Source organism: Vibrio aphrogenes (assembly GCF_002157735.2).
In the GTDB taxonomy this organism is placed as follows: Bacteria; Pseudomonadota; Gammaproteobacteria; order Enterobacterales; family Vibrionaceae; genus Vibrio; species Vibrio aphrogenes.
Genome location: NZ_AP018689.1, coordinates 1,165,497 through 1,189,890 on the forward strand (window position 1 = coordinate 1,165,497; position 24,394 = coordinate 1,189,890).

The 24,394-nt window shown below is 40.6% G+C and carries 20 protein-coding genes; 7 read left to right on the forward strand and 13 right to left on the reverse strand.

Annotation, left to right across the window (positions count from 1 at the left end; translation table 11 throughout):
* Window positions 1-57 precede the first annotated feature (57 nt).
* The 4 genes from VCA1004_RS05335 to VCA1004_RS05350 all read right to left on the reverse strand — a co-directional run bounded on the left by VCA1004_RS05335 (window position 58) and on the right by VCA1004_RS05350 (window position 4,494).
* Window positions 58-912, reverse strand: coding sequence for a MurR/RpiR family transcriptional regulator (locus tag VCA1004_RS05335; RefSeq protein ID WP_086984426.1), 855 nt, complete (start codon window positions 910-912; stop codon window positions 58-60).
* Between the two features lie 278 nt (window positions 913-1,190).
* Window positions 1,191-2,855, reverse strand: a complete 1,665-nt coding sequence (gene panP, locus VCA1004_RS05340; protein ID WP_086984425.1) for a pyridoxal-dependent aspartate 1-decarboxylase PanP — start codon at window positions 2,853-2,855, stop codon at window positions 1,191-1,193.
* A gap of 106 nt (window positions 2,856-2,961) precedes the next feature.
* Window positions 2,962-3,480, reverse strand: coding sequence for a M14 family metallopeptidase (locus VCA1004_RS05345; protein ID WP_086984424.1), 519 nt, complete (start codon window positions 3,478-3,480; stop codon window positions 2,962-2,964).
* Window positions 3,481-3,588: 108 nt separating this feature from the next.
* On the reverse strand, window positions 3,589-4,494 hold the full coding sequence (locus VCA1004_RS05350; protein ID WP_086984423.1) for a lysine exporter LysO family protein: 906 nt from the start codon (window positions 4,492-4,494) through the stop codon (window positions 3,589-3,591).
* Between the two features lie 443 nt (window positions 4,495-4,937).
* Between VCA1004_RS05350 and VCA1004_RS05355 the strand changes: the two genes are divergently transcribed.
* Complete coding sequence (locus VCA1004_RS05355; protein ID WP_086984422.1) at window positions 4,938-5,531, forward strand: TfoX/Sxy family DNA transformation protein; 594 nt, start codon at window positions 4,938-4,940, stop codon at window positions 5,529-5,531.
* 154 nt (window positions 5,532-5,685) lie between these two features.
* On the opposite strand, the gene VCA1004_RS05360 is transcribed toward VCA1004_RS05355, so the two are convergent.
* Window positions 5,686-6,240 (reverse strand): hypothetical protein, encoded by a 555-nt coding sequence (locus VCA1004_RS05360; RefSeq protein ID WP_086984421.1) that lies wholly within the window; start codon window positions 6,238-6,240, stop codon window positions 5,686-5,688.
* A 387-nt stretch (window positions 6,241-6,627) separates the two neighbouring features.
* Here VCA1004_RS05360 and VCA1004_RS05365 point away from each other — a divergent pair, with 387 nt between their 5' ends.
* The gene (locus tag VCA1004_RS05365) at window positions 6,628-7,893 is read left to right on the forward strand and encodes a DUF945 family protein (protein WP_086984420.1); all 1,266 of its coding nucleotides are present in this window, start codon (window positions 6,628-6,630) and stop codon (window positions 7,891-7,893) included.
* 205 nt (window positions 7,894-8,098) lie between these two features.
* Window positions 8,099-9,181: a 3-phosphoserine/phosphohydroxythreonine transaminase gene (gene serC / locus VCA1004_RS05370; RefSeq protein ID WP_086984419.1), complete on the forward strand. Its 1,083-nt coding sequence runs from the start codon at window positions 8,099-8,101 to the stop codon at window positions 9,179-9,181.
* 117 nt (window positions 9,182-9,298) lie between these two features.
* On the opposite strand, the gene cydC is transcribed toward serC, so the two are convergent.
* The 4 genes from cydC to VCA1004_RS05390 form a co-directional block, all read right to left on the reverse strand.
* Window positions 9,299-11,020: a heme ABC transporter ATP-binding protein/permease CydC gene (cydC, locus tag VCA1004_RS05375; protein ID WP_086984418.1), complete on the reverse strand. Its 1,722-nt coding sequence runs from the start codon at window positions 11,018-11,020 to the stop codon at window positions 9,299-9,301.
* Window positions 11,013-12,797 carry a heme ABC transporter permease/ATP-binding protein CydD gene (gene cydD / locus VCA1004_RS05380; RefSeq protein ID WP_086984417.1) on the reverse strand — a complete coding sequence of 595 codons (1,785 nt, stop codon included), beginning with the start codon at window positions 12,795-12,797 and terminating at the stop codon, window positions 11,013-11,015. Before cydD ends, cydC begins: the two co-directional genes overlap by 8 nt.
* Before the next feature lie 256 nt (window positions 12,798-13,053).
* Window positions 13,054-14,016, reverse strand: a complete 963-nt coding sequence (gene trxB, locus VCA1004_RS05385; protein ID WP_086984416.1) for a thioredoxin-disulfide reductase — start codon at window positions 14,014-14,016, stop codon at window positions 13,054-13,056.
* 224 nt (window positions 14,017-14,240) lie between these two features.
* Window positions 14,241-15,080 carry a DUF2797 domain-containing protein gene (locus VCA1004_RS05390; RefSeq protein WP_086984415.1) on the reverse strand — a complete coding sequence of 280 codons (840 nt, stop codon included), beginning with the start codon at window positions 15,078-15,080 and terminating at the stop codon, window positions 14,241-14,243.
* A 272-nt stretch (window positions 15,081-15,352) separates the two neighbouring features.
* Here VCA1004_RS05390 and VCA1004_RS05395 point away from each other — a divergent pair, with 272 nt between their 5' ends.
* A complete protein-coding gene (locus tag VCA1004_RS05395) occupies window positions 15,353-16,666 on the forward strand; it encodes a GGDEF domain-containing protein (protein WP_086984414.1) in 1,314 nt (437 codons plus the stop codon).
* Here VCA1004_RS05395 and VCA1004_RS05400 read toward each other — a convergent pair.
* From VCA1004_RS05400 to VCA1004_RS05410, 3 genes are all read right to left on the reverse strand, one after another.
* The gene (locus VCA1004_RS05400) at window positions 16,647-17,369 is read right to left on the reverse strand and encodes a SanA/YdcF family protein (RefSeq protein WP_331813065.1); all 723 of its coding nucleotides are present in this window, start codon (window positions 17,367-17,369) and stop codon (window positions 16,647-16,649) included. The genes VCA1004_RS05395 and VCA1004_RS05400 overlap by 20 nt on opposite strands.
* A 295-nt stretch (window positions 17,370-17,664) precedes the next feature.
* The gene (locus tag VCA1004_RS05405; protein WP_086984413.1) at window positions 17,665-19,353 is read right to left on the reverse strand and encodes an NAD-dependent malic enzyme; all 1,689 of its coding nucleotides are present in this window, start codon (window positions 19,351-19,353) and stop codon (window positions 17,665-17,667) included.
* Window positions 19,354-19,665: 312 nt separating this feature from the next.
* Entirely contained in the window at window positions 19,666-20,358 is a 693-nt protein-coding gene (locus VCA1004_RS05410; protein ID WP_086984412.1) for a tRNA (adenine(22)-N(1))-methyltransferase, read from the reverse strand.
* 102 nt (window positions 20,359-20,460) lie between these two features.
* On the opposite strand from VCA1004_RS05410, the gene VCA1004_RS05415 reads away from it, so the two are divergent.
* Together VCA1004_RS05415 and VCA1004_RS05420 are read left to right on the forward strand one after the other, a co-directional pair.
* Window positions 20,461-20,856, forward strand: a complete 396-nt coding sequence (locus tag VCA1004_RS05415) for a GFA family protein (protein WP_086984411.1) — start codon at window positions 20,461-20,463, stop codon at window positions 20,854-20,856.
* Between the two features lie 38 nt (window positions 20,857-20,894).
* Complete coding sequence (locus VCA1004_RS05420; protein WP_086984410.1) at window positions 20,895-21,623, forward strand: SIMPL domain-containing protein; 729 nt, start codon at window positions 20,895-20,897, stop codon at window positions 21,621-21,623.
* Between the two features lie 187 nt (window positions 21,624-21,810).
* On the opposite strand, the gene VCA1004_RS05425 is transcribed toward VCA1004_RS05420, so the two are convergent.
* Window positions 21,811-22,968: a PQQ-dependent sugar dehydrogenase gene (locus tag VCA1004_RS05425; protein WP_086984409.1), complete on the reverse strand. Its 1,158-nt coding sequence runs from the start codon at window positions 22,966-22,968 to the stop codon at window positions 21,811-21,813.
* A gap of 430 nt (window positions 22,969-23,398) precedes the next feature.
* On the opposite strand from VCA1004_RS05425, the gene pheS reads away from it, so the two are divergent.
* Entirely contained in the window at window positions 23,399-24,379 is a 981-nt protein-coding gene (gene pheS / locus VCA1004_RS05430) for a phenylalanine--tRNA ligase subunit alpha (RefSeq protein WP_086984671.1), read from the forward strand.
* Window positions 24,380-24,394 lie beyond the last annotated feature (15 nt).

Genomic DNA, 24,394 nt, shown 5'->3' on the forward strand with positions numbered 1-24,394 from the left:
GTACTAAAGCAGTGGATAGCGCTAATGCAAAGAGCTATTAAAGGCGACGATACTGGTTTATTCGATATTAATTTTATCGTAGCGCGAACTTTTAAGAACGTCTTTGACTCGTTTTAAATTATCGCGAAAACCTGAACCTCGTCTTAGGGTAAAACCAGTCGCTAAAACATCAATAACAACCATCTGCACAACACGACTGGCCATTGGCATGTACACGTCGGTATCTTCAGGGACATCTAAGGTGATGGCGAGATCACTGGCTTGCTCAAGCGGAGAGTCTTTTGCGGTAACGGCAATAACCGTTGCACCATTTTCACGAGCAAGGTAAGCAATTTCAACTAGGCTTTTGGTTCTGCCTGTGTGAGAAATTAATACAACGACATCATTTTCGGTTGAATTAATACAACTCATACGTTGCATCACGATGTCATCAAAATTCATGATGGGAATGTTAAAACGAATAAACTTGTTCTGGGCATCTTTTGCAACCGCCGATGACGCACCTAAACCAAAAAAGGAAATGCGTTTTGCTTGAGTCAGTAGGTCGACAGAGCGATTAATTTGAAAAGGGTCGATACTGTTTTTTGCTACATCTAAGCATGCCATCGTGGATTCAAATATCTTGTGGGTATATGCGTCAGGGCCATCCGATTCTTCGACATTACGGTTCACATAAGGCGTGCCATTAGCAAGGCTTTGCGCGAGATGCAATTTGAAATCTGGAAAGCCTTTAGTATCTAAACGGCGACAAAAACGGTTTACCGTAGGTTCACTGACATCGGCAATTTTGGCGAGTGTGGCAATGCTAGAATGAATAGCGGTTTGAGGCGCTTCAATAATCACTTCCGCAACTTTGCGTTCGGATTTACTGAAAATATCGAGGTTTTTTTGGATCTTTTCTAGAATGTTCATACTGCTCTCGAAATGCTTAGATGTATTGTCAGATAGAAGAGTGGTTAATCAGAAACTAAACAGTGCTGTCTGATTACATGATGTTGAGTATAACCATGACTGATAAAGATTCACTCATTCACTATGATTATTTGTCATAAGAATATGACAAACTTCAAAGAAAGTTACAGTTTTGAAAGGGATTGTAATGAAAATTGATATAAAAAGCTTCAGATTTGTAGTTTATTTTTCATGAGAGGAAATAAAATTACAAATCTGATGACTTCATCGGTGACTGGCTAAATTTGACGTTCAACCTTCTGATTTAAAATCTGTTCGGTAAGCGCTGTTATTTTCGGTAAAACGACAGAGCTAGTTTGGGCGATGTCACGTTGTTCAGTAATGATGGCGTGTAATATTTCATTGGTAGTCAATGGATTGGCTAATACAACACGAAGAACAATGGTTTCCATATTATCCCATTGCTGTGGTGTTAAACGCGTGCGTGAAACAAAAGACAGCCCTGTTTCTCTTTGTTTTTTCTGAATAAATTGAGTGAGATCATTCAACCATTGATGAAGCTGTTGGCGTTGCTCTGTTGTGGCTAAAGCCAAAGCTTGCTTTGTCGTGGCGGGCACATAACGATAGGTCAATAAACATAACTCAGGTTCAGTGATTAGTTCAAAGTCCGGTTGCTGCTTGATAAGGCGAGCAAAATAGTGAGCTTTTTCGATGCCTTGATCAATAAGCAACTCATAACCAGGTCTGCTGATGATATGTAAACTTGAATATAACAGCATCGCCATTCCAGAGCGTGACCCTTCTAAAGTATGAGAGCCTAAATCTTTTGACCCTTTACGTAAAATGTATTCGGCATGGTGTTCAATGGCATTCATCGCACAAGGATCTTTGAATAACACCATTCCCGCTCCCATAGGAATATAAAGCTGTTTATGGGCATCAATGGTGACGGAATCGGCTTGTTCAATACCGTTGAGTAAATAACGGTGGTGGTTAGACATTAAGGTCGCACCTCCCCATGCTGCATCCACATGAAAGTGGCAACCTTCTCGTTGAGCGATCTTGGCTATACGTTCGAGAGGATCAATATTGCCAGTCTCGGTGGTGCCAGCGACGCCAACGATAGCAAAAGGTTTGATGTTTTGTGCTTTTAACTCGGTGATTTTATTTTCTAAAGCTTGAGGGCATAAACGGTTATTGGCATCGGTTGGAATGGCGATGAGATTTTCACGTCCGATCCCAAGGACATCGGCGGCTTTCTTTAAGGAATAATGACCCCGCTCAGAAACTAAGATAGCCATTCCTTGGTAGCCATAGTGCATCATGGCTTTGAATAAGCCTTCTTTTTCAACCCCTTTAAATGCACCTTGTGCTGGCAAAGCGTTATTACGCGCGACCCAGAGCGCCGTGATATTGGCGATAGTACCACCCGAACAAAATGCCCCCAAAGAATGATCAGCACTGTGCATCCATCGCTGATAAAAATCATCGTGTTGGCTGTAGATTAAGCGGTGCAACATACCTAGAACTTGACGCTCTAAAGGGGTAAATGCTTTTGAGGTTTCAATTTTGACTAAGTTTTGATTCAAAGCAATCATGATTTTTGATAATGGCATCAAAAAATACGGTAATGCCGAGGTCATGTGGCCGATAAAACTGGGTGCGGAGGTATGAACAGAGTGAGAGACGAGGGTATCAAGTAAATGTTGCGTATGTTCAGAAACAAAAGTAGGCGTTTCTGGGATTGTGGCATTAGAAAAATCCTTTTCGATTTCTGAGAGTGGTTTTTCTTCGGCAACAATATGTTCTCTTAAAAATTCATTTAAATTTTGTGAGAGTTTTTGCTCTATATGGCCTAATGTTGAGTCCGGTGCTTCCGGCACCGTAAAGATACGCAGTAAGCTCTCAAAATTGACATCTGCAATTTTGTCGTCAAATCCCATAACACGCTATTCTTCTGTTGAGTTGATGATTTCTTTATGAACGAGACAATTTATATGAAATTAATCAGAATGTCTCGCTCAAAACACTAGGCGGGGTACTTTATGGCTATGGACATTGAAGGTTATTGGCTTTGGCGACCGCTTGATTGTATTTATCTAAAGCGGGTTTGATGTTACTCGGATGACTGAGTAAATCGGCAAAAGCTGAACGTAATTCATAGTTTTTATCATTCGGACGGGACTGCCTATCATCAAAGGTAGCTTTGGCAATTTTTCCCAATTCATCATCACGCTGTGATAGGGCTTTGACATCGGCTTGAGACAGTTTTAACCATGATTCAAGTTGTTCATCGGTCGCAATTTTTTCTGGTTGTTGCTGTAAATAATAATCGACAGCGGCACGGTTGAGCTCAAAGTGATGGGTTCTCCCTTGTAAAAACCAGTCGCCAACTTCAGTAAGGTTTGGATTTGATGCCGTGGTAATGGAGACTAAATCTTGATACCAAGCTAAAGAAGCATCGATATAACTGTCGTATTTATTAATTAGGCATTGAGTGTGTTGCTCTGAGGCTGCAAAAGTAGAGCTACTTGCAGCGAATAGCAAAAGAATAGCCAGTTTTTTCATTTTCTTTCTTTCCTTGAAAGTAGGATTACGAGCGTCTCAAAGTATAAACGAAGTTAGTATAAATAAAGCCAAGCGACTGGTCAGTGGGACACATCACTATTTGTCACATTAGTTGCCAAGAGAGATAAAAAATAGCATTAAAACAGGGACTAATAAGCTAAGAATAAAGCCACTTACAATCGCAATAGGGACACACTTTACCCCTCCGGTATTTTGTATAACGGGTAAAGTGAAGTCCATCGCCGTTGCTCCCGCATAACCTATGGTTGAGCAAGGGTAACGGCGAATTAAGAGTGGGATAATGATTAAAGCGACCAATTCTCTTAATAATTCAAGCATAAAGGATGCACCACCATAAACTGGGCCATAAGCATCCCCCATTAAAATGCCAGCCAGAGAATACCAACCAAAGCCTGAGGCCATAGCCAGCGCATTATTAAGAGGGATATCTAAAATGAAAGCGGCAATCATCCCTCCTATCCAAGAGGTAATGACCACAATGGTCGCAATGATCATCCCTCGTTTATTTAAGATGATTTGTTTGAGTGTTAAGCCACTGTTTCTCAACTGTATACCAATAAAGAATAAGAGTAGAAGTAAAATAGCCTCGCTTGATTCTGATATAAAAGGAATAGGAAAGGGGAGGATAAGACCAACCAACAAACCTGCTGCAACCACAACAATCAGTTTGACGGATTCGAGCGCTAACAAATAAATAGGAATAGATGAGGCTTTCGATTGTGCTGCGATTGGCATCCATTTATCAATAAAAGGCAGGGCGGCAATATTACAAACCCCGATACAAATAAAAAATGTACCAGTAAATAAGAGAATAGTTTGTAAGTTTGTACTGAGATTATCGAGTGCCGATAAGCTTAATCCCATAAAAAATAAAATAACGTAAATCAGGTAGGATACGGCTTTATTGATTCTTTGGTGCCATGATTCACTTTTAAGAGTAATCACATACCCCAAGACCAATGGCAAAAATATCATAAAGACACCTGAATACATGAGAACCTCAATTGTTGGGGAAGTGTTGCTGCGGCGTTAATTCTCTCTATCTTAAAGATTTTCAAAATAAAAATCATCTATATCCGAAATATAACGGTTTCTTTTTTCTTATTTAATGACTCGCTATTAAGGCACTATGATTCTCTTATATTCTATATGGTTATTTTTTCTCGGAATATAACTTTACGTTTACATGACATTTCTAAATAAATATTGCGACATAAGTCGCTTTTTGGGCTGATTTTTCATGTTTCAGTGTGAGCTGTGCACTTACTTAATTTTTATCATGAAGTATCATTTATGTTAGGGCGTGTTGATGAAAGCAGGTAAATGGATGAACTGTTCTTAGAGCCGCTTATAAAAATAGAGAGAAGAATTAAAAGAGGTCTTTGGTGTCGCTTGTGTCTGATCGGGGGGTTAAACATAAGTATGGAGGTTACACAATGAGCATTAATATGGAACGGTCATTTTTTCAATACGTGACCAAGTTTGGCTCGTTTCAAAAGCGATCAATGTTTGGTGGTATTGGTCTGTTTAGTAAGAATGCTATGTATGCACTGATTTCTAATGAAACCATATTTATTCGTGGTGGAAATCAATTAGATAGGCTTTTAGTTGAAAAAGGATGTCAAAGATATAAGCACGTTAAAAAACAAACGGTAGCAACTGTGAACTACTTTGACATTACGACACTTTATATGACCAATGATCCTTGTTTGGATGACATCATTCAACGTTCAATTACGCTTTCTCAGTCTGAACGCGCTTTTCAAAAATCCGCTGATAGTCGCAGGTTAAGAGATTTGCCGAATATGCAACTGACTCTTGAACGTATGGTGAAAAAAGCCGGTGTGCCGGATGTGAATACCTTTTTACAGATGAAACCGGAAGATGTTTTTAATAAAGTGAAAGAAGTCTACGGTAGTGATGTTGATATCCGATTATTGTGGAAATTTGCAGGCGCTGTTGATGGTTGTCATTGGAAACTTCTTCAAGAGCCTCGTAAGCAGCAACTTTTGTCCAATGTTCATCATTAATATCAGTCACACTCATTAGATGATCAGATAGTTGATATCGAGTTAAGGTCAAAAGAAAAGCCTCGAAAGGGTAGAATACTTTCGAGGCTTTTGTATTTCATGTCATGGCGATGATTTTAAAGTAATCGTCACGGCTTAGAAATAATCACGCAGTTTAGAAGTTAAAGCGGGTTGTGACCATAAGTTGATCACCATAGATATAATTCAGTTTACCTTCTAAGCCGATAGAGAATAACTCTGTTGCATGGAAGCGGCCGGAAATAGCACCGTAAACTTCATCGGTGTCTACTTGGTTATTAATTTTGTAATAACCCACTTGACCACCAATTTCAAATTGTGGACCTAACCATTGTCTGACACCTAGATTTACTTCCATACCAGTGTCGTTATCAAATTTATGTTGGTCATCTACTAATTTAAATAACATTGAACCGGTAATATCGGCCCAGTTATTAACCGGTGCATGGAAGCCTAAGCCAGCAGAAAGGTCATAATCATCATCGAATTCAGAATCTAGCGATAAAATGGCATGGGCGTTAGGGTGGATAGATTTACTCACACCAGCACCAAAGGTCAGAGGGCTAAAGCCAATTCGTGCATCGACATAATCATAATTGAAATTACTCATAGAGGTAGAACTTGTATCACTGGCGGCAAACGCAGAACTTGATGCGAGTAATAGCCCTGTTAGAATCAAAGACTTGTGCATGTAAGAAAACCCTTTTCTTATTGATCAATAAAGAAGAAATAGCAAATATGAATAAAGGTGGTTGATAGTAAAACACCTTTTGTTTGTTTTGCTGTATGGTTTGATTTTCGCAGATGTAACGCTTTATGTAAATTAACAAACGTAACAGTGTATGCGACAACGCAAATAAAGCAGAATAAAAATATCATTGTTTACCAAGATGTTAAATTTACATTAATGGTAAAGTGGAGCATTGTTGTTCTTTTATACTGTATAGCTCTGGTTCAATGTATAACGAAATTTATGACACAACTAAGAGTTATGACACAACTAAGATTGACTGTATAACTAAGATTGACAATATAACAACGACGGTTAAAGACATTAAACTCGTTTTCAAGGATTAATATGGATAAGGTAAAAAAATACGCCGCAATAGGTGGCTTGGTTGCGCTTGCGGCTTGCTGGCCTCTCGCGGTTGGGCAATTTGCACACAATACTTTTCAAGATGGTATTGCGCAAATTCAACAAGATGAAGTACAGGTTCAGTTAGTTCAATATCATCGCGGCTATTTGAGCTCAAGTGCTCAAACGAAAGTTACTATCATTAATCCAGTTTTAAAGCAGCGTTTTGAAATGGATGGCTTACCGACCGAATTCGTATTAGACCATGATATTCGTCATGGATTATTGAGTGTGTCGACGGATAGTAAACTTCAGAATTATCAACAATTACCAATTGATGTTCATTCGGTCACTTATGTGAATGGTGCAACGGAGTTGACAGCCGTCAGTCAAAAGATGACTTTTAATTTTGCCAATGATGTGAATTCTAAACTTGAATTTGCACCAGCAAAACTCTCGGCACACTTTTCGACCTCTCATGAATTGACATTTGATTACCAATTAGAAGGTTTTAATGGCCGCTTTAGTAATGGTGAATCGATCATTCTAAGTTCACTTAATGGCTCTGGGAGCGGTGAAAAGAAACAAGGTTTTTGGTTGGGAACTCAACAGCTGAAATTGGGTGAATTGAACCTGATCGATGCGCTAGGTGAAAGCATGGTCAATATTCACCAATTTGATTACCAATTTAATACTCAAGAAGACGCAAAAGAAAATACCTTCTCAAGTCACCATCAAGTGGCGGTCGATAGTGTTGATTTTTCTGATGAGACACTCACTGATTTAGGTTTTGAGGCGTCGTTTAAGCATTTAGATACAAAAGCTTTTTCTGATTTATTAACGGTTTATCAAACTAATGAGCATCAATTGACGGCGGAAGATATTCAACGTGCGACCACATCGGTTGATACGCTGTTTAGCAAAGGCTTTAGTGTTTCAGTCGATGAGATGAAAGCGTCGATTGATGATGGTAAGTTTAATAGCCAATTAACATTGAACTTCCCACAAAGCGATAAACCGGTTAGTCAAAATCCACTGCAAATTTTATCTTCTATGGAAGGGGGAGCCAACGCCTTTATTTCAAATGAAATGGTGAAACGATATCCCTTTATGCAACCTGGTTTGGACGATATGATCCAGCAAGGTATGATGGATCAACAAGCTGATGGCTATCATATTAATGGCAAAATTACGGGTGGAAATATTCAATTTTCAGGTGGTAAGTCATTACCATTAATAGCATTTATTGCGCCATTATTATTTAGATAACGAAAAGTTATTTTTCAATTAGAAGCGATTTAGTGAGCCAGTTTTTTGATCCAAGAAAGTCTTGGCTAGAAAAAGTCACTAAATGCGCTTCTTTTTTGTATTTCTTTAAAAAGCGCTTTTCTCTGTCAGATAAAAAATGGTATTACTGTAGTCACATTTTTATCCGATTGAACTTCATCCTATTTAAGCAGGAGCAATATTGATCATGGAACCCGTCTATAACTTTAGTGCTGGACCAGCGAGTCTTCCAAAAGCCGTGATGCAGCAGGCGCAAAGTGAATTTTTAAATTGGAATGGCTTAGGCACCTCCGTTATGGAAATTAGCCATCGCAGTAAACCATTTTTGAAAGTGGCGAATGAAGCTGAGCAAGATTTACGCGATTTATTATCCATTCCAGATAATTATAAAGTCCTATTTTGTCAGGGTGGTGCACGTGCACAGTTTGCCGCTGTCCCAATGAACTTATTAGGTCAGGCAACGTCAGCAGATTACATTGATGGTGGTTACTGGGCGGCAAGCGCAGTCGATGAAGCGAAAAAATATTGCCAACCGAATGTGATTAACGCTACGACTGAAATTGATGGCAAAACGGCTATTTTACCCGCAGCCCAATGGCCATTATCAGCCGATGCCGCTTATGTTCATTTTTGTCCAAATGAAACCATCGATGGTATTGAAATTAATGATTTGCCTATTACGGATAAACCGATTGTTGCAGATATGTCTTCAACGATCTTATCGCGTGAAATCGACGTTTCTCAATATGGTGTTATTTACGCGGGAGCCCAAAAAAATATTGGACCTGCAGGGTTGTGTCTAGTCATCGTACGTGATGATTTATTAGATCTTGCCTGCAATGAGCTACCAAGTATTTTAAATTATAAAGTGTTGGATGAAAAAGAGTCGATGTTCAACACGCCTCCAACCTATGCTTGGTATTTATCTGGTTTAGTTTTCAAATGGTTGAAAGCCAATGGTGGGGTATCGGCGATGGAGAAAATCAACCGCGAAAAAGCGGCGGTACTGTATCGTTGTATCGATGAATCAAACTTTTATCGTAATAATGTGCACCCTCATAATCGTTCATTAATGAATGTTCCGTTCCAATTAGCTAAGCCTGAGTTGGATGCTTTATTCTTAGAACAAGCAGAAGCACGTGGTTTACAAGCGCTAAAAGGTCATAGAGCCGTCGGAGGTATGCGTGCTTCTATTTATAATGCGATGCCATTAGAAGGTGTGCAGGCTTTAGTCGACTTCATGCAAGAATTCGAAGCGGCACACGCATAAGTAAACAGTCGGTCGTCATGATTATCCGTTGCTATGACTACCGATTGACATGCTATTGTATTGAAAGCACAAATAAAAACCGCGGTTTAAATTAACCGCGGTTTTTTTATGGTTCATTTATAACCTTTGGTGTAGCCGTTGATATAAACCATTTAATGCGAGCAATTGGTGATGAGTACCTTGTTCAACCACGTTGCCTTGGTCCATTAAGCAAATCTTATCCATTTGTTCTAACCCCACTAAGCGGTGAGTGACAAACACCACGGTTTTTCCTTGGGTATGCTGATTGAGAAGTTGCATTATTTGGGTTTCCGTCTGCTTATCTAAGCCTTCGGTGGGTTCATCTAACAACATGATTGGTGCATCGTGTAAGATTGCACGGGCTATGCCGATACGACGTTTTTCTCCGCCAGATAATTGGCGACCGCCATCACCTAGCCAGCTGTTTAACCCTGCTCCTTGAGTTAAATGAGACAGACCGACAGCTTCGAGGATCTGCAAGAGTACTTCGTCGCTAGCGTCGGGTTTGGCTAAATGAAGGTTATCTTTTAATGTGCCATTTAAAATATCAACACGTTGACTGACAACCGAAATACTTTGGCGCAATCCTTTTTCTGTCCAACTGCCGATTGGGTGACCTGCCAGAGTTAACGAGCCCGTTGTTACGTCAAATTGACGAGTTAACAATTGCAATAAGGTCGATTTTCCTGAGCCTGTTTGTCCCACTATTGCCAGTTTTTTTCCAGCCGGTAAATGCAGTGAAAGTGCATTTAATGCATTAGTTTGACTGTCTGGATAGCGGTAACTGACATCAGTAAGTTCAAGATCATATTGCTTGGATGTGTCGATGCCAGAGGCGGGAAAGACAACATCTGGGGTAGCTGATAGCACTTCATTTAATCGACGAGCCGATTCTAAAGTTTGCCCTAAATATTGAAATGCCCCGGCAATAGGCATTAATAGTTCAAAGCTGGCCATTGTGGCAAAGGCCATCATGGCAACCATAGGGCCGGGAGGTTGACCATGGATACCATCCGCAGCCATCCAAATGATCAAGACTAAGCTCCAACCATTAGCAAGCAATAATAGCGCGCTGGCAAGGCCGGTATAGTGGGCATTGCTTAATTGGTTTTTGATTAAAGCATTTTGATGATGATTGATGGCATCACGATATTTTGGTTCTGCACCAAATAAGACTAATTCACTGTGCCCTTGTACCCAATCGAGAGTGGCAATGCGTAACTTGGCTTTATTTTGAGTCAGTGTTTCGCCATTCTGTTTGCCTAATTTGTAGAAGATAATTGGCCATAATAATAAAAGAGCCAATAAGATGCCGCCTAAGGTCAATCCAATGGCCATATCAAACCAACAGATAAAGAGCGTTAGGGAAATGATACCTAAAACTCCGACAATGATAGGGCTGATCAGGCGTAAGTACACATGATCCATCGCATCCACATCCGCTACTAAGCGGTTGAGTAAGTCAGCATCACGTAATTTAGAAAAACGACCTGGGATCAATGGTGTTAATTTCTGGAAGAAAAAGATACGTAAATCGGCAAGTAGCTTGAACGTCGCATCGTGACTGACCACACGCTCACCCCAGCGGCCTGCAGTACGAGCCATCGCAAATCCACGCACACCACCACCAGGTAACATGTAATTGAAGGTTTCACGGGCAATGGTTAAGCCTGCAACCGCCGCGGCAGAAAGAAACCAACCCGACAGTGTTAACAGCCCGATGGAGGTGACTAAGGTTGCAAAGGCGAGAAACATCCCTAGCGATAAGCTAAACCAATGTTTCTTGTAGAGTTTGAGATAAGGTGCTAACTCACGCATCTAAATTCCCCTTATTCTCGATGTCATTTTCAACTTTCGATGACAACATTTGAGCAAATAAACCTGAATCTTTAATTTCATGGTATTGACCTGATTGAACAATGCTCCCAGATTGCATTACCAGAATATTTTCAACCAATTTAAGATGATCTAATTGGTGGGTTACCATCAGAGTTGTTTTACCAATAGTATTATCATTCAATGCCTTCGCAACCAGATGTTCACTGTGGGCATCAAGGCTAGCGGTAGGTTCGTCCAGTAGCCAGAAAGAGCCGTTTTGTAACATCGCACGAGCCAGAGCAAGACGTTGTGCTTGTCCGACGGATAAGCCTCCTGAGCGATCACTGATGGGGTAATCAAGCCCATGGCTGGTTGCGAATTCATCAGCAAAGGCATCTTTTAATGCTTTATTAACCGCAGGCTCAGAGACATTTTGTTGCCCAAGAACGACATTTTCATAAATGGTGCCATTGACCAATAATGGGTTTTGTCCAACCCAGCTAATATTTTGACGCCATTGTTTTAGATCGAGCTCTTTCACTTCTACACCATTAATAGTGAGTGAGCCAGAATAGGGGAGGAACCCGAGAATGGCATTAATTAAGCTGGTTTTTCCTGCGCCACTTGGGCCAACTAAGGCCGTGGTTTGGTTTGCTTGAATAGTAAAAGAGATCGGGCCAACGAGTTTGGTTTTTTCAGGGCTGAATACTTCCAGATTGTGCGCGATGATTTCGATATTTTGTGGTGATGGTAACGAGGTATGGCCTGATTTAGCAGCTTCAACATCGGCATCTAAAAATTCAACAATGCTTTCTGCTGCCCCTAAAGCTTGGGCTTTAGCATGATAAAAAGTACCAAGATCACGCAAGGGTTGATAAAACTCAGGTGCTAAAATCAGAACAAAAAGACCTGTAAATAAGGTAATACCAACGCCGTAATAGCCGAAGTTAAGTTCACCGATATAACTAAACCCGAAATAAACGGCGGTAATAGCGATGGAAATAGAGGTGAAAAACTCTAAGACTGCTGAAGATAAAAAGGCAATACGTAAAACATCCATCGTGCTTTTTCGTAGCACTTCAGAAGAACCGCGTAGTAATTCCGTTTCCGCCTCTGCTCGATAAAATAAACGTATGGTTGTCATTGACTGTAATCGGTCATAAAAATGGCCAGACAAGCGTTGCAATGCTTTAAAGTTCTTTTTATTGGCATCGGCCGCCTTCATACCCACTAGCGCCATAAACAGAGGGACTAAAGGCGCAGTGATTAAGAAAATTAACCCCGCTGCCCAGTTGGACGGGAAAACCACAATTAAGATTAAAAAAGGAATCAATACCGCTAACGACATTTGTGGCAAGTAGCGTGCAAAGAAGTCTTGCATTTCTTCTACTTGTTCGAGGAGTAAGGCCGCCCAAGTACCAGCCGGTTTGCCTTTGATGTAAGCTGGGCCAAGATCACGTAATTTATCTAAAATTTGTTGGCGAATATAAATACGAATAGCTTGTCCACATCGATAGCCAGTGATCTCTCGACCCCAAGTACAAAGTGCTCGACCTGCGATCATGACCGCTAAGCCAATAAAAGAGCCGATGAGCTGGTGCTTATCGGTTTGTTCAATAATGACATTATGTAAGATAGACGCTAAAAATGCGGCTTGACCAAGTAAGAATAGTGTTGAAAGTAGACCTAAACCTATAGTGGCAAATAACCAAACTTTAGCCAGTTTACCTTGCTGTTTGAGCCACTTATTTAAATGACGTCGTTGTTGTTTATCCATGTGACACTCTTTTCCATCTGGGGGATATAGGAGGTATGACACCTATGACCAACCAAAACAAACACCGGAATAAAGGAAATAAGCCGAGTGAAAGTGGCAGTGGTACGACTAAGTCGTTCTCATTTTATGCCTCAATATTATCAATGGGCCAATGTGCTACAAACGAGTTGGTGGCCATTGTGAGGCATAAAGCATATTGAATTTACTATGATTAAGCGGACAAAGGGTACAATATACCCTTCATCGTTTTAGCTTATTACTTTTTTGCCTGTAAGGTATCTAGGTAGCGCTCAGCATCTAATGCCGCCATACAGCCAGTCCCCGCAGAAGTGATAGCTTGGCGATAGTTATGATCCATTACATCACCGGCGGCAAAGACGCCTTCGATACTGGTTTGAGTTGCGTTACCTTCTAAACCTGATTTTACGATGATATAGCCATCTTTCATGTCGAGTTGGTCTTGGAAAATCGCAGTGTTAGGTTGGTGACCGATAGCAATGAAAGCTCCCATGACGTCAATGGTTTCAATATCATGAGTTTGGGTATGTTTGATTTTAACGCCCGTTACCCCCATTTCATCGCCAATCACTTCGTCTAAAGTGCGCTCGGTATGTAAGATAATATTGCCGTTTTCCACCTTATCCATTAAGCGATTGATTAGGATCTTTTCCGCACGGAAGGTATCACGACGGTGAATCAAGTGGACTTCAGCAGCAATATTTGAAAGGTATAACGCTTCTTCAACGGCAGTGTTACCACCACCGACAACCGCAACTTTTTGGTTACGATAAAAGAAACCATCACAAGTTGCACAAGCAGACACGCCACGTCCTTTAAAGGCTTCTTCCGAGTCTAAACCAAGATATTTTGCGGAAGCACCAGTCGAAATAATAAGGGCATCGCAAGTGTATTGGTTGCTATCGCCAATTAATTTGAATGGGCGAGTGTTTAAATCAACAGTATGAATATGGTCAAAGACGATTTCAGTTTCGAAACGTTCAGCATGTTCTTTCATACGCTCCATTAAGCCTGGCCCTGTTAACCCTTCTGCATCACCTGGCCAGTTTTCAACTTCGGTTGTCGTGGTTAATTGACCACCTTGTTGCATGCCAGTGACGAGAACTGGGTTTAAGTTGGCACGAGCTGCATACACTGCCGCTGTATAACCGGCTGGGCCAGAACCAAGGATAAGTAGATTACAATGCTTTACGTTGCTCATGAAAACTCCAACTTGAATGCGATAAAGTCAATATATTGTGTCAGGATTGTAGGGAAAATGTCGCATTAAAGAAAGGAATAGATGAGGTATGCACTCGAATTTCATTATAAAAATGTGAATCGTACAAAATAAACACGATTCAAGGATGAAAGAGAGTGATAAAAAGAGCAAAATTTATAAGAAAAACAAGCTCCCAAATGAGAGCTTGTTTTTATATGGCGATGTTATTGAGGGTTAAAGGTCACTTCGTAAGAGGAAAACTTACGGATATTGATGACACCTGTATCTAGAATTAAATATTGCCCTTTAATTCCTTGCAGTTGGCCGGTGACCACTGGGTTTTTATCAAAGTTGTGCGACACGATTTTCGTTGGATGTTGCTCAACAGGATAAGCGATCGGGGTTATCTCATTGCCTAAAATCTCAACGGCATCTTCACCAAATTGAGCTTGAATATCGGCAATAGTCGCTTCAACTAATGGCAATAGCTTTTTAAACTGTTCCTCTAAAGCAAGGGGCTCTCCATCTTGTTTTAACAAGGTTCGCCAATTGGTTTTATCTGCAATATGTTTAGCCAGCTCCACTTCAATTAAGCCAGAAATATAACGAGTTTTGACTTTGAAAATAGGCAGCCCTTGGGTCGCACCTTGATCTATCCAGCGAGTCGGTATTTGGCTGTGTCGAGTAATGCCCACTTTTAGACTGGAAGTATTTGATAAATAAACATAATGATCAACCATACAATTGGCTTCACCCCATTCAGGCTCACGACAAGTGCCAGCATCGTAATGGCAGGTTTCTGGTTTCATGATGCACATATCGCAACTGGCCAATTTCTTCATACAAACGAAGCAATGGCCTTGTGAATAGCTTTTTTTAGTCTTTTTACCACACGATGAGCAGAAAATATTACCAGTATGAGCAAGGGAAATGGTTTGCCCTAGATAAGGATTTAAGGCGATACGATGCTCTCCAATTGGGAGAGAATATTGTACTGGCTGTTGAGCGTGGTCTGAAAGTTCAGAACAGAGTTTAGCCAGTGTTCCAGTGATGTTGCTTTCCATGTGATTAACCTAATTATTGTATTTTTGTGTAGTTTATCGAAAAGTTGGAAATGTTAATACTAGAAAGGCGATCAGGATTCATTTTTGTAAAGTGAAATAAGAGGAAAATTATATTAACAGTTACATAATATTAATATCTTATTGCTTCAGAACAATTATTCGTAGTTTCAATATAAATCAATTGGTAAATGACAATGAAGGTGGGATAATAACATTAAAAATTTAATGGTTTATTTTTAATCGATAATAAACTTTGGTACTAAGGGTGAAAAGTGCAAAATAAAATATACATTAAAATTATCCTCATCTTGTTTGTGCTGAATGTAATGTTATCTGCATTTTATTTTACTGTGGGTCAAAATAAGACATTGGAAATAACACCACAAAAATACTCTTATAAAGTCGCAACCGATCAGGTAGTTAATGGTAAAAGTACTGCATCATTAGTACTTAATCGAAATACAGCGATCATGGACTGTGAGTTGATTGACAGTGATTACCCATGGCGCTATTGCGAGATAACGATTAATTTAACTGATGATGTTGAAAATGGACTAGACTTATCCAGCTTTGATCGCGTGTATTTGGATATAGATTATCAAGGGCCAAGTCATGCGACAGACAGAGTGCGATTCTATATTCGAAATTATGAGTCTGAGATCTTTAAACCCGAAGATGATAACACCTTAAAATATAATGGAATTGAATATCATCCAGGTGAAGGTTCTGGTGGGCAAGATATTAGTTTTACGAAGTTCCAAGTACTGACCTGGTGGCTATTTGATTATAATGTGCCAATTGAAAATGCAGGGGTCAATCTTGATAATGTCTCTATGATTCAGATTGCGACTGATTCAGGTTCTGTATTGGGTAAACATACAATTAAAGTGAATAAAATTATTTTTAAAGGAACTTATTTATCTCAACGTTGGTTTGCTTATGGTTTACTTGCGATATGGATTAGTGCCGCATTAATCTTTTTATTTAATGAACTTTATCATTTACGTCGTCGAGCAGAAAAAATACACGCTCATGCTAAACAATTAGATCAACTAAATAGAGATCTTAATGACAAATATACTCAAGCGACTCATAAAGCCATGAAAGATGAATTAACCGGAGCGAGTAATCGATATGCAGTTCGTGATTGGCTAGATAATATTACTCGTCGTGTACGTTGGGGAAATGCAAAACTTGCGATGGTGTATTTGGATTTAGATCACTTTAAGGCGGTTAATGATAACTTTGGTCATATGGTGGGTGATTTAGTGCTAAAAGAGTTTGTGTGTTTAATCCAACAGCAATTACGTGGCAATGATCATTTAGTACGCTGGGGAGGCGAGGAGTTTATTGTTTTCTGTCCTAATTCGACTTTGGAAGGGGCAAGAAGTCTCGCGGAGCGTATCCGAGAACAAGTAGAAACGCATTCTTGGCCACAAATTGAACGTCTTACTTGTAGTTTTGGCGTGGTCGAAATGTTTCCTGGTGAAACGGTTAGGGAAATGACCGCCCGAGCTGATGAAGCCTTGTATAAAGCGAAAAAGAATGGCCGTAATCGGGTCGAAATTATGCGGAAGTTGGCGTAATGACTATTTCAGTTGGGCTTTCTTCATCAGTGAGAATCGGTTTTATCGGACCGAGAAACTTAGGTTGTGCATGTAGCACATAAAGATCCAAAAAGGCTTTAGTACGAGCAAAGACTTCGCGTATCCTGATGTTCAAGCCTGAGGTGTTTAGAGGGCCTGGGACCGCTAAGCATTGGGCGTTAATATGGTGATAACGGGCAATATACAAAGCGCGCTCACAATGGAAATCTTGGGTAATAATGAGAAAATGATTTGCTAAAAAGATTTCTTTTGCCCGAATTATCGAATCTAAGGTTCTGAATCCGGCATAATCTAAATGGATATTTTGTTCTTGAATTCCCGCTTTTAATAAATCTCTTTTCATCGTCCATGGTTCATTGTAAGAACGATGGGCGTTGTCACCACTTAGTAGAAAAGAATGTACTTTCCCTTGTTTGTGTAACTCAATAGCGGCGTCAATTCGATGTGAATAATAGGTATTTAAAGTATGTCCAATATACTTACTGGTACCTAAAACAAGGCCAACCTCATAGTGGGGAACATTGGCAATATCATGATAAATAGACGATTGGGTTTGCCAACTGATCATCCGATCGATAAGGGCAATAGTGCAGGCGAAAAGCACCACTAACATCGAGAGTAACGTTAAGCTACGGACAAACCACTTGGTTATAGTTTGCTTTTTTTCTGGAGTCACAAGCATACAACGGAACTTAATGTTGCCAGTTCAAATGGCTAGATGAGTGTAGCGTGTGAGCCCGATGCAAAAAAACAGAGAGAATGGCTATTCCGTTATGCATATTTTTTCCTAAATTCTTGAACAAGAGAACTGAGCCACAGTAGGTTCAGGCTTAGGGATGATGATAACAGCCTAATCAAGGAGTGAAAAATAAAAAAAGCCCACTTTGGGTAAATATTAAAGTGGGCTGACATTATGCTTTCATAACCGGTTGTCATTTAAACGATTTAAAGACAATCCGTTATCAATAACTGTGAGGTTAGAAGGCGGTACGTTTATAACGGCGATATTCTGGCTGCCAGAAACTGCTGTCAATGGCCGCTTCAATAGCCTCATCGGTAATCGATAAAGCCACACCTTGCTCTATAGCCTTTTTAGCGACTGCAAAGGCGATTTTTTTCGAAACCGAATGGATTTCTTCTAATGGTGGCAGTAGCGCACCTTTGCCTTTTAATGATAGCGGTGAACAAGTCGCTAAGGCACGGCTTGACTCCATCAGCATTTCGTCGGTGACTCGAGAGGCCGACACCGCCAATACACCTAAACCAATACCAGGGAAGATATAGCTATTGTTACACTGAGCAATAGGGTAATCCTTGCCTTCGTATTTCACTGGTGCAAATGGGCTACCGGTTGCAATGAGTGCTTTACCTTGTGTCCATTGGAAAATATCTTGTGGCGTACCTTCAACACGGCTGGTTGGGTTCGATAATGGGAAAATGATTGGACGCTCACAATGAGCATGCATCGTCTCAATCACTTCTTGGCTAAATAAGCCCGGAACGCCAGATACACCAATTAATACTGTTGGCTTGGCATTACGCATTACATCTAGTAATGAATAACCTTGTTCATCACCTTCCCATCCTTCTAAGTTTGCATCGTCTTGTACTAACTTTTGCTGGAAGTCGAGTAAGTTTTTCATGCCTTGTTGCAGTAGACCCCAACGGTCAACCATATAAACTTGAGAGCGAGCTTGTTTATCCGTTAAGCCTTCCGATACCATTTGAGCGATGATCGCTTCCGCAATACCGCAACCTGCAGAGCCTGCTCCGACAAAGGTAATTCGTTGATCAGATAGTTTACTTTTTGCCGCGTGACAAGCGGCAATTAAAGAACCTACCGTCACAGCGGCAGTGCCTTGAATATCATCATTAAAACAGCAAACTTTGTCTTTATAACGCTCAAGTAATGGCATGGCATTTTTTTGAGCAAAGTCTTCGAATTGAATAAGTGCGTCAGGCCAACGACGTTTTATCGCTTGCATAAAGTCATCAACAAACTTGTCGTATTCAGCACCGGTAATTCGAGGATGACGCCAGCCCATATACATAGGATCAGCTAAGCGTTGCGGGTTGTTAGTACCGACATCCAAAACAATAGGTAAAGTGTAAGCTGGGCTAATACCACCACAAGCGGTATAAAGAGAGAGTTTACCAATTGGAATGCCCATGCCGCCAATCCCTTGGTCGCCAAGCCCTAAGATACGTTCACCGTCTGTCACCACGATAACTTTTACGTTTTGGCTGGTGGCATTGTTTACCAAATCGTCGATACGATCTCGGTTGGGGTATGAGATAAATAATCCTCGGCCACGACGATAAATATTTGAGAAGTTTTCACAAGCAGCACCAACCGTTGGTGTATAAATGATCGGCATCATTTCTGAGATGTGATTTTGCACTAAGCGATAAAATAAGGTTTCGTTAGTATCTTGGATATTGCGTAGATAAATATGCTTATCCATATCGCTTTCGAACGCTTTATATTGTAGATAAGCGCGTTCAACTTGCTCTTGAATGGTTTCTGTGGCTTCTGGGAGCAAGCCTTCGAGGTTGAATTCTTTTCTTTCTTCAAAGGTAAAACCGCTGCCTTTATTAAGCAGTGGGGTTGCCATCAGAACAGGACCAGCATAAGTAATGTATAGGGGACGTTTATCGTTATTCATGAGCAGACTCTTTTTCAATGCGCAAAATGAGAAAAACACAAATTCCATTGTATTGCTTTTAATAATAAAAGTCTTATTGAGATTGTAAACAATCTTTCTTGAATGTTTGACCTTGGCGCACAGAAAAAGACAGTCTTAAAGCGTAATAAAATATCCGCTGTTAGAGGCTTATTGAAGTATTGTTTTAATATAAAGAGATTATATTCTAATCATTCGGTATAAAATTAGCGTATTGTATCGATACAATTTTTTTAATTTTTGTATACATCCATTGTTCTTTTTGCGTTGTTGATCGATTTTCTACTAGGTTTCTTAATGATTAGGTACTAGCTGAACCTCTGAATAATGGGTTAACGCTTGTTGTGCTTCGATTGGTGAGCTCAATAACATACGTTGATAGTGTTTGAGCGTGTTATTGAGATACTGGCGAGCAATCTTAGCCTGTGCTGCATCATTGGCGTGCCATAATTGACTACCCACGGGATGGATCGGTTGTGCTTGAGGAGTTGAGGAAGGTTGAGAAACCCATAAAACTTCATAATAACGGCCTTTATCTTCAATTAAATGTTCGTGTTGTAGACTCATATTCATTTCAATGAGTGTTCGACGAAGTAAAAATTGTTGATAAACCGGGCACAGTAAGAAATCCATTTCAAGATGCGTAAACTTGCTCTGCAAGGCGATGACCATTTCTGTCATTAAATCGCCGCCAACGCCAGCAATGATCACTAATTGTTTTCCTTGGTATTGGTTAAGAGGGATTTGAGTGACATCTAAGCAATAAGTCGACCATTGTGATTCAGCGTCAGCAAAAAAGTGGGTTAAACGTTGCTGAACGGTCTCCATTAACGTTGGCACAATATCGACAAAGTGAATGTGAGGCGCTGCATTACGTTGCAGTAAGCTGGCCCCCAAAAAGCCATGATCACAACAGCAATCCCAAATGTGTTGATAGTGGTTTGGAATAAGACGGTCAAGATATTGTAAACGTCTGCTAAGTTTCACAGCTTTTCTCACTTTTAAACGGTATGGTGAATCAAGAACGGTGTATTAATGCCATACTCATGTACGGTTAACGAGCGGCATTATAAGACGGATACGAAGATTATGATCAAAAAAGTTGCTGATACGGATATTTTGCTCAAGCATAAAGCCAGTTGCCATTGTGGAATGGTCGAATTGGAATTGACCCTGCCTAATGGTATTGAAAATCCACGACGTTGCGATTGTTCATTTTGTCGACGACGAGGTGCGATTGCAGCCTCTGTTAAGCGAGAGAATTTAAAAGTAATAAAAGGTGATAAAGCATTACGGCAATATCAATTTAATACTCATGCAGCAAAGCATTATTTTTGCTCACAATGTGGTATTTACACTCATCATCAAAGGCGTTCTAACCCGACAGAATATGGCTACAATGTTGGGTGTTTAGAAGGGGTAAATCCTTTTGACTTAGGGGATATTGAAACCAGCGATGGTATCAATCATCCGAGTGATCGTTAGTCACACTCCGGAATGATATAACTTGATAGGATCAGAATATGTTAAAAAATCAATCTCAAAAATGGTTACCTGCCTTATTGTTAGGCGCGTTTCTATGTCTAGGATTAATAGTACTTGGCTTCCAATTGTCATCGGCTGCCATTAGTTATAAGCAATTAGATCGAAGTGTGACGGTAAAAGGGTTAGCAGAAAAAGAAGTGGCGGCTGATGTTGTCATTTGGCCAATTCAATTTACTTTAGCGAGTAATGATTTACAGGATTTATACCGTCAAGTCGATCGCAATACCGAGAAAATAAAAGCCTTCTTATTATTAAAAGGGGTGGCACCTGAAGAAATCAGCTTTAGTGCACCCAATATTGTGGATAAATCTGCGCAGCAATGGGGAGACAGCTCTCGCGCTGAATTTCGTTATTCTGCACAGCAAAATGTGACGGTGTATTCTCATAAGGTCGATGTGATACGTAACGTGATGGCTGAAATGTCGGAGTTGGGTAAAGAAGGGATTGTTTTAAGTGCTGATGGCTATGCCACGCAACCAGAATATATTTATACCCAGCTCAACGAGATTAAACCACTCATGGTTGAAGAAGCCACCAAAAATGCTCGGGTGGTGGCGGAAAAATTTGCCAAAGATTCTGCCAGTCAACTCGGCAAAATAAAGCAAGCTTCACAAGGGCAATTTACTATTTTGCCAAGAGATAAAAATACGCCATATATTAAGAAAGTCCGTGTAGTTTCTACCGTGCAGTATTATTTGTCTGATTGATAGGGGCTCAGTTGATAGGGATTTAGTTGATAGAGATTTAGTTGATAAGGGCTTAGCCTTTAATTTGAATGCTATTTACTAACATACGACCCATAAAAAGACTATGCCCAGCTAGGTTGGGCATAGTGCTCTTAATTTACCGAATTTATTTTCCCAAGGAGACGTTATACTAAGAAGCACGTTGCGCTCAAAGAGACATTGGGCTTATTTGGTATAACTTACCACTATCGGTAGAAAAATAGATAAATCCTTTATCATCGATAATCACATCACGTACTCGCTCATGTAAGTCACTGGCTAAGCGCACTTCATCTTGTGGTTGATTGTGCTGATTAAAAGACACCATATTGATATGGGTACCTGCAAGCGCACCAATGAGCATATTGCCATTCCAATTGGGAAAGGCTTTACCGTGATAGATTACCGCGCTACTCGGTGCAATCGAAGGCACATAAACCTTGAGCGGAGACTCAATGCCGGGCAGGGTTTTCGCTTCCCCAACATCAAGTGGGTTCCAATATTCTTTGCCATGTGATGTTTTGGCCCACCCATAATTTAATCCCGGTTTAATAATGTTGATTTCGTCACCACCGCGTGGCCCGTGTTCTACTTCCCATAATAGGTTTCGAGTTGAATCATAAACTAAACCCTGAGGGTTGCGATGACCATAACTCCACACCGCTGAGTTACCTTGTTGGCTTTTGACAAAGGGGTTGTCACTTGGCGTTGAGCCATCCACGTTTAAGCGCAAAATAGCGGCAGCTTGGTTATTGATATTTTGGCCGTTATCTCGGTTGCCACGGTCACCTACGCCAAAAAATACATGGCCGCTATCATCAAAGGTAATACGACTACCAAAATGTTTGCTGCTGTCATCGGCTGAATCGGTGACCAGTAAATCTTGCCATTGGGTTAAGGCTTTTTTGTTAACATCTAATTGCGCCCGAGCCAGCGTAGTCGCAGCATAACCACCTTGGAGCGGTTTTACGTAGGTAAAGTAAAACCAAGTTTGCTGGTTTGAATCGGTATAGCGCGCAACATCTAACAAACCGCCTTGACCCGATACTTTGATCTCAGGTAAGCCCGATATTTCAGATTTTTGTTTCGTGCTCAGGTCGAATAGATAAACATGGCCATTACGTTCGGTCATTAATAAGTGACTGGTATCGACCCAATCCATTCCCCAAATAACACCTAGATTATTGGTTACTAAGTTGGTGGTGTACTCGTACTGTTTTTCAGAAGCTTCTTGAGCGCTTGCGATGCAAGAAAAAGCGGCGATCGAACTTAATAGTAGTCGTGAAGCATAACGTTTGCAGTGAGACAGTAAAGGGAGCATTGGCATAATTCTCTCGAGGTTGAACGGGAGTGATAACTCATACTTTGGACAGCAATTGGATAAAAATCGAGCGTGAAATCGTAAATAGACATGACAAATTAAATGAATCACAAAATAAACCACGATTTAACATGATTTCAATTTGGCTTTAGTTGCGGCATTCATTACTATATAGGGCTATTTATTATGGTGAGTTTTTAATGCGCAGTGCGCTTAATGCTAATGACTATCTGACTAGAACGGTAACGGGCTAGAACGACAAGGATTGTCATTAAGGTAAGCGTAAACTATCGTCATTTTGCATAACTTTTTCATCTCGCAGTGGCCGCTTAAAAAGCGTTTTAATGCTGATTAAGAGGTTGAGCAAAATGGCAGATAATGTGCCAATTAGGAACTGAACTACCCACAGGACTACCAGATGGTAGGTGAGGAAACGATGCAATTAGAACAAATCATTGCCAACGCAACGGCAGCAATAGAGCAGGCAGATTCTGTCGCGGCATTAGAAGATGTCCGTGTACAGGTGCTAGGAAAGAAAGGGGAATTAACCCTTCAATTACAAAGCCTAGGTAAATTACCTCCAGAAGAACGCCGTAGCGCGGGCCAAGAGATCAACAAAGCGAAAGGTACGGTTCAACAAGCGATTGCCGCTCGTAAAGAAGCTCTGCAACGCGCTGAACTGGAAGCCAAATTAGCAGCAGAAACCATAGATGTTTCTCTACCAGGTCGCCGTATTGAGAACGGTGGTTTACACCCTGTAACTCGTACGGTTGAGCGTATTGAACAATTCTTTGGTGAGCTAGGTTTTAATGTTGAAGCCGGTCCTGAGATTGAAGATGCCTTCCATAACTTTGATGCGCTGAACATTGCAGACGATCACCCAGCTCGTACTGATCACGATACCTTCTTCTTTAATCCTGATTTGATGCTACGTACTCACACTTCTGGTGTTCAGATCCGTACGATGGAAAATGGCAAACCACCATTCCGTTTCATTGCACCGGGCCGTGTATATCGTAATGATTACGACCAAACGCATACCCCAATGTTCCACCAAGTGGAAGGCATGCTAGTGGATGAAAACGTCAACTTTGCTCAGCTAAAAGGCATTTTGAACGATTTCTTATGTAATTTCTTTGAAGAAGAAGTGCAAGTGCGTTTCCGTCCATCTTACTTCCCATTCACAGAACCTTCTGCCGAAGTGGACGTAATGGGTAAAAATGGCAAATGGTTAGAAGTATTAGGCTGTGGCATGGTTCACCCTAATGTTCTGCGTAGTGTTGGCATTGATCCTGAAAAATACTCGGGCTTCGCATTTGGTATGGGCGTAGAGCGCTTAACCATGTTGCGTTACGGCGTAAATGATTTACGTGCGTTCTTTGAAAACGATCTTCGTTTCCTTAAACAATTCAAGTAACCGAGAGGATTAATC

Bases quoted from the DNA above. Each gene is read 5' to 3' on its own strand.
- VCA1004_RS05335 (WP_086984426.1), bottom strand. From the start codon at position 912: ATGAACATTCTAGAAAAGATCCAAAAAAACCTCGATATTTTCAGTAAA.
- panP (WP_086984425.1), bottom strand. From the start codon at position 2,855: ATGGGATTTGACGACAAAATTGCAGATGTCAATTTTGAGAGCTTACTG.
- VCA1004_RS05345 (WP_086984424.1), bottom strand. From the start codon at position 3,480: ATGAAAAAACTGGCTATTCTTTTGCTATTCGCTGCAAGTAGCTCTACT.
- VCA1004_RS05350 (WP_086984423.1), bottom strand. From the start codon at position 4,494: ATGTATTCAGGTGTCTTTATGATATTTTTGCCATTGGTCTTGGGGTAT.
- VCA1004_RS05355 (WP_086984422.1), top strand. From the start codon at position 4,938: ATGAGCATTAATATGGAACGGTCATTTTTTCAATACGTGACCAAGTTT.
- VCA1004_RS05360 (WP_086984421.1), bottom strand. From the start codon at position 6,240: ATGCACAAGTCTTTGATTCTAACAGGGCTATTACTCGCATCAAGTTCT.
- VCA1004_RS05365 (WP_086984420.1), top strand. From the start codon at position 6,628: ATGGATAAGGTAAAAAAATACGCCGCAATAGGTGGCTTGGTTGCGCTT.
- serC (WP_086984419.1), top strand. From the start codon at position 8,099: ATGGAACCCGTCTATAACTTTAGTGCTGGACCAGCGAGTCTTCCAAAA.
- cydC (WP_086984418.1), bottom strand. From the start codon at position 11,020: ATGCGTGAGTTAGCACCTTATCTCAAACTCTACAAGAAACATTGGTTT.
- cydD (WP_086984417.1), bottom strand. From the start codon at position 12,797: ATGGATAAACAACAACGACGTCATTTAAATAAGTGGCTCAAACAGCAA.
- trxB (WP_086984416.1), bottom strand. From the start codon at position 14,016: ATGAGCAACGTAAAGCATTGTAATCTACTTATCCTTGGTTCTGGCCCA.
- VCA1004_RS05390 (WP_086984415.1), bottom strand. From the start codon at position 15,080: ATGGAAAGCAACATCACTGGAACACTGGCTAAACTCTGTTCTGAACTT.
- VCA1004_RS05400 (WP_331813065.1), bottom strand. From the start codon at position 17,369: ATGCTTGTGACTCCAGAAAAAAAGCAAACTATAACCAAGTGGTTTGTC.
- VCA1004_RS05405 (WP_086984413.1), bottom strand. From the start codon at position 19,353: ATGAATAACGATAAACGTCCCCTATACATTACTTATGCTGGTCCTGTT.
- VCA1004_RS05415 (WP_086984411.1), top strand. From the start codon at position 20,461: ATGATCAAAAAAGTTGCTGATACGGATATTTTGCTCAAGCATAAAGCC.
- VCA1004_RS05420 (WP_086984410.1), top strand. From the start codon at position 20,895: ATGTTAAAAAATCAATCTCAAAAATGGTTACCTGCCTTATTGTTAGGC.
- VCA1004_RS05425 (WP_086984409.1), bottom strand. From the start codon at position 22,968: ATGCCAATGCTCCCTTTACTGTCTCACTGCAAACGTTATGCTTCACGA.
- pheS (WP_086984671.1), top strand. From the start codon at position 23,399: ATGCAATTAGAACAAATCATTGCCAACGCAACGGCAGCAATAGAGCAG.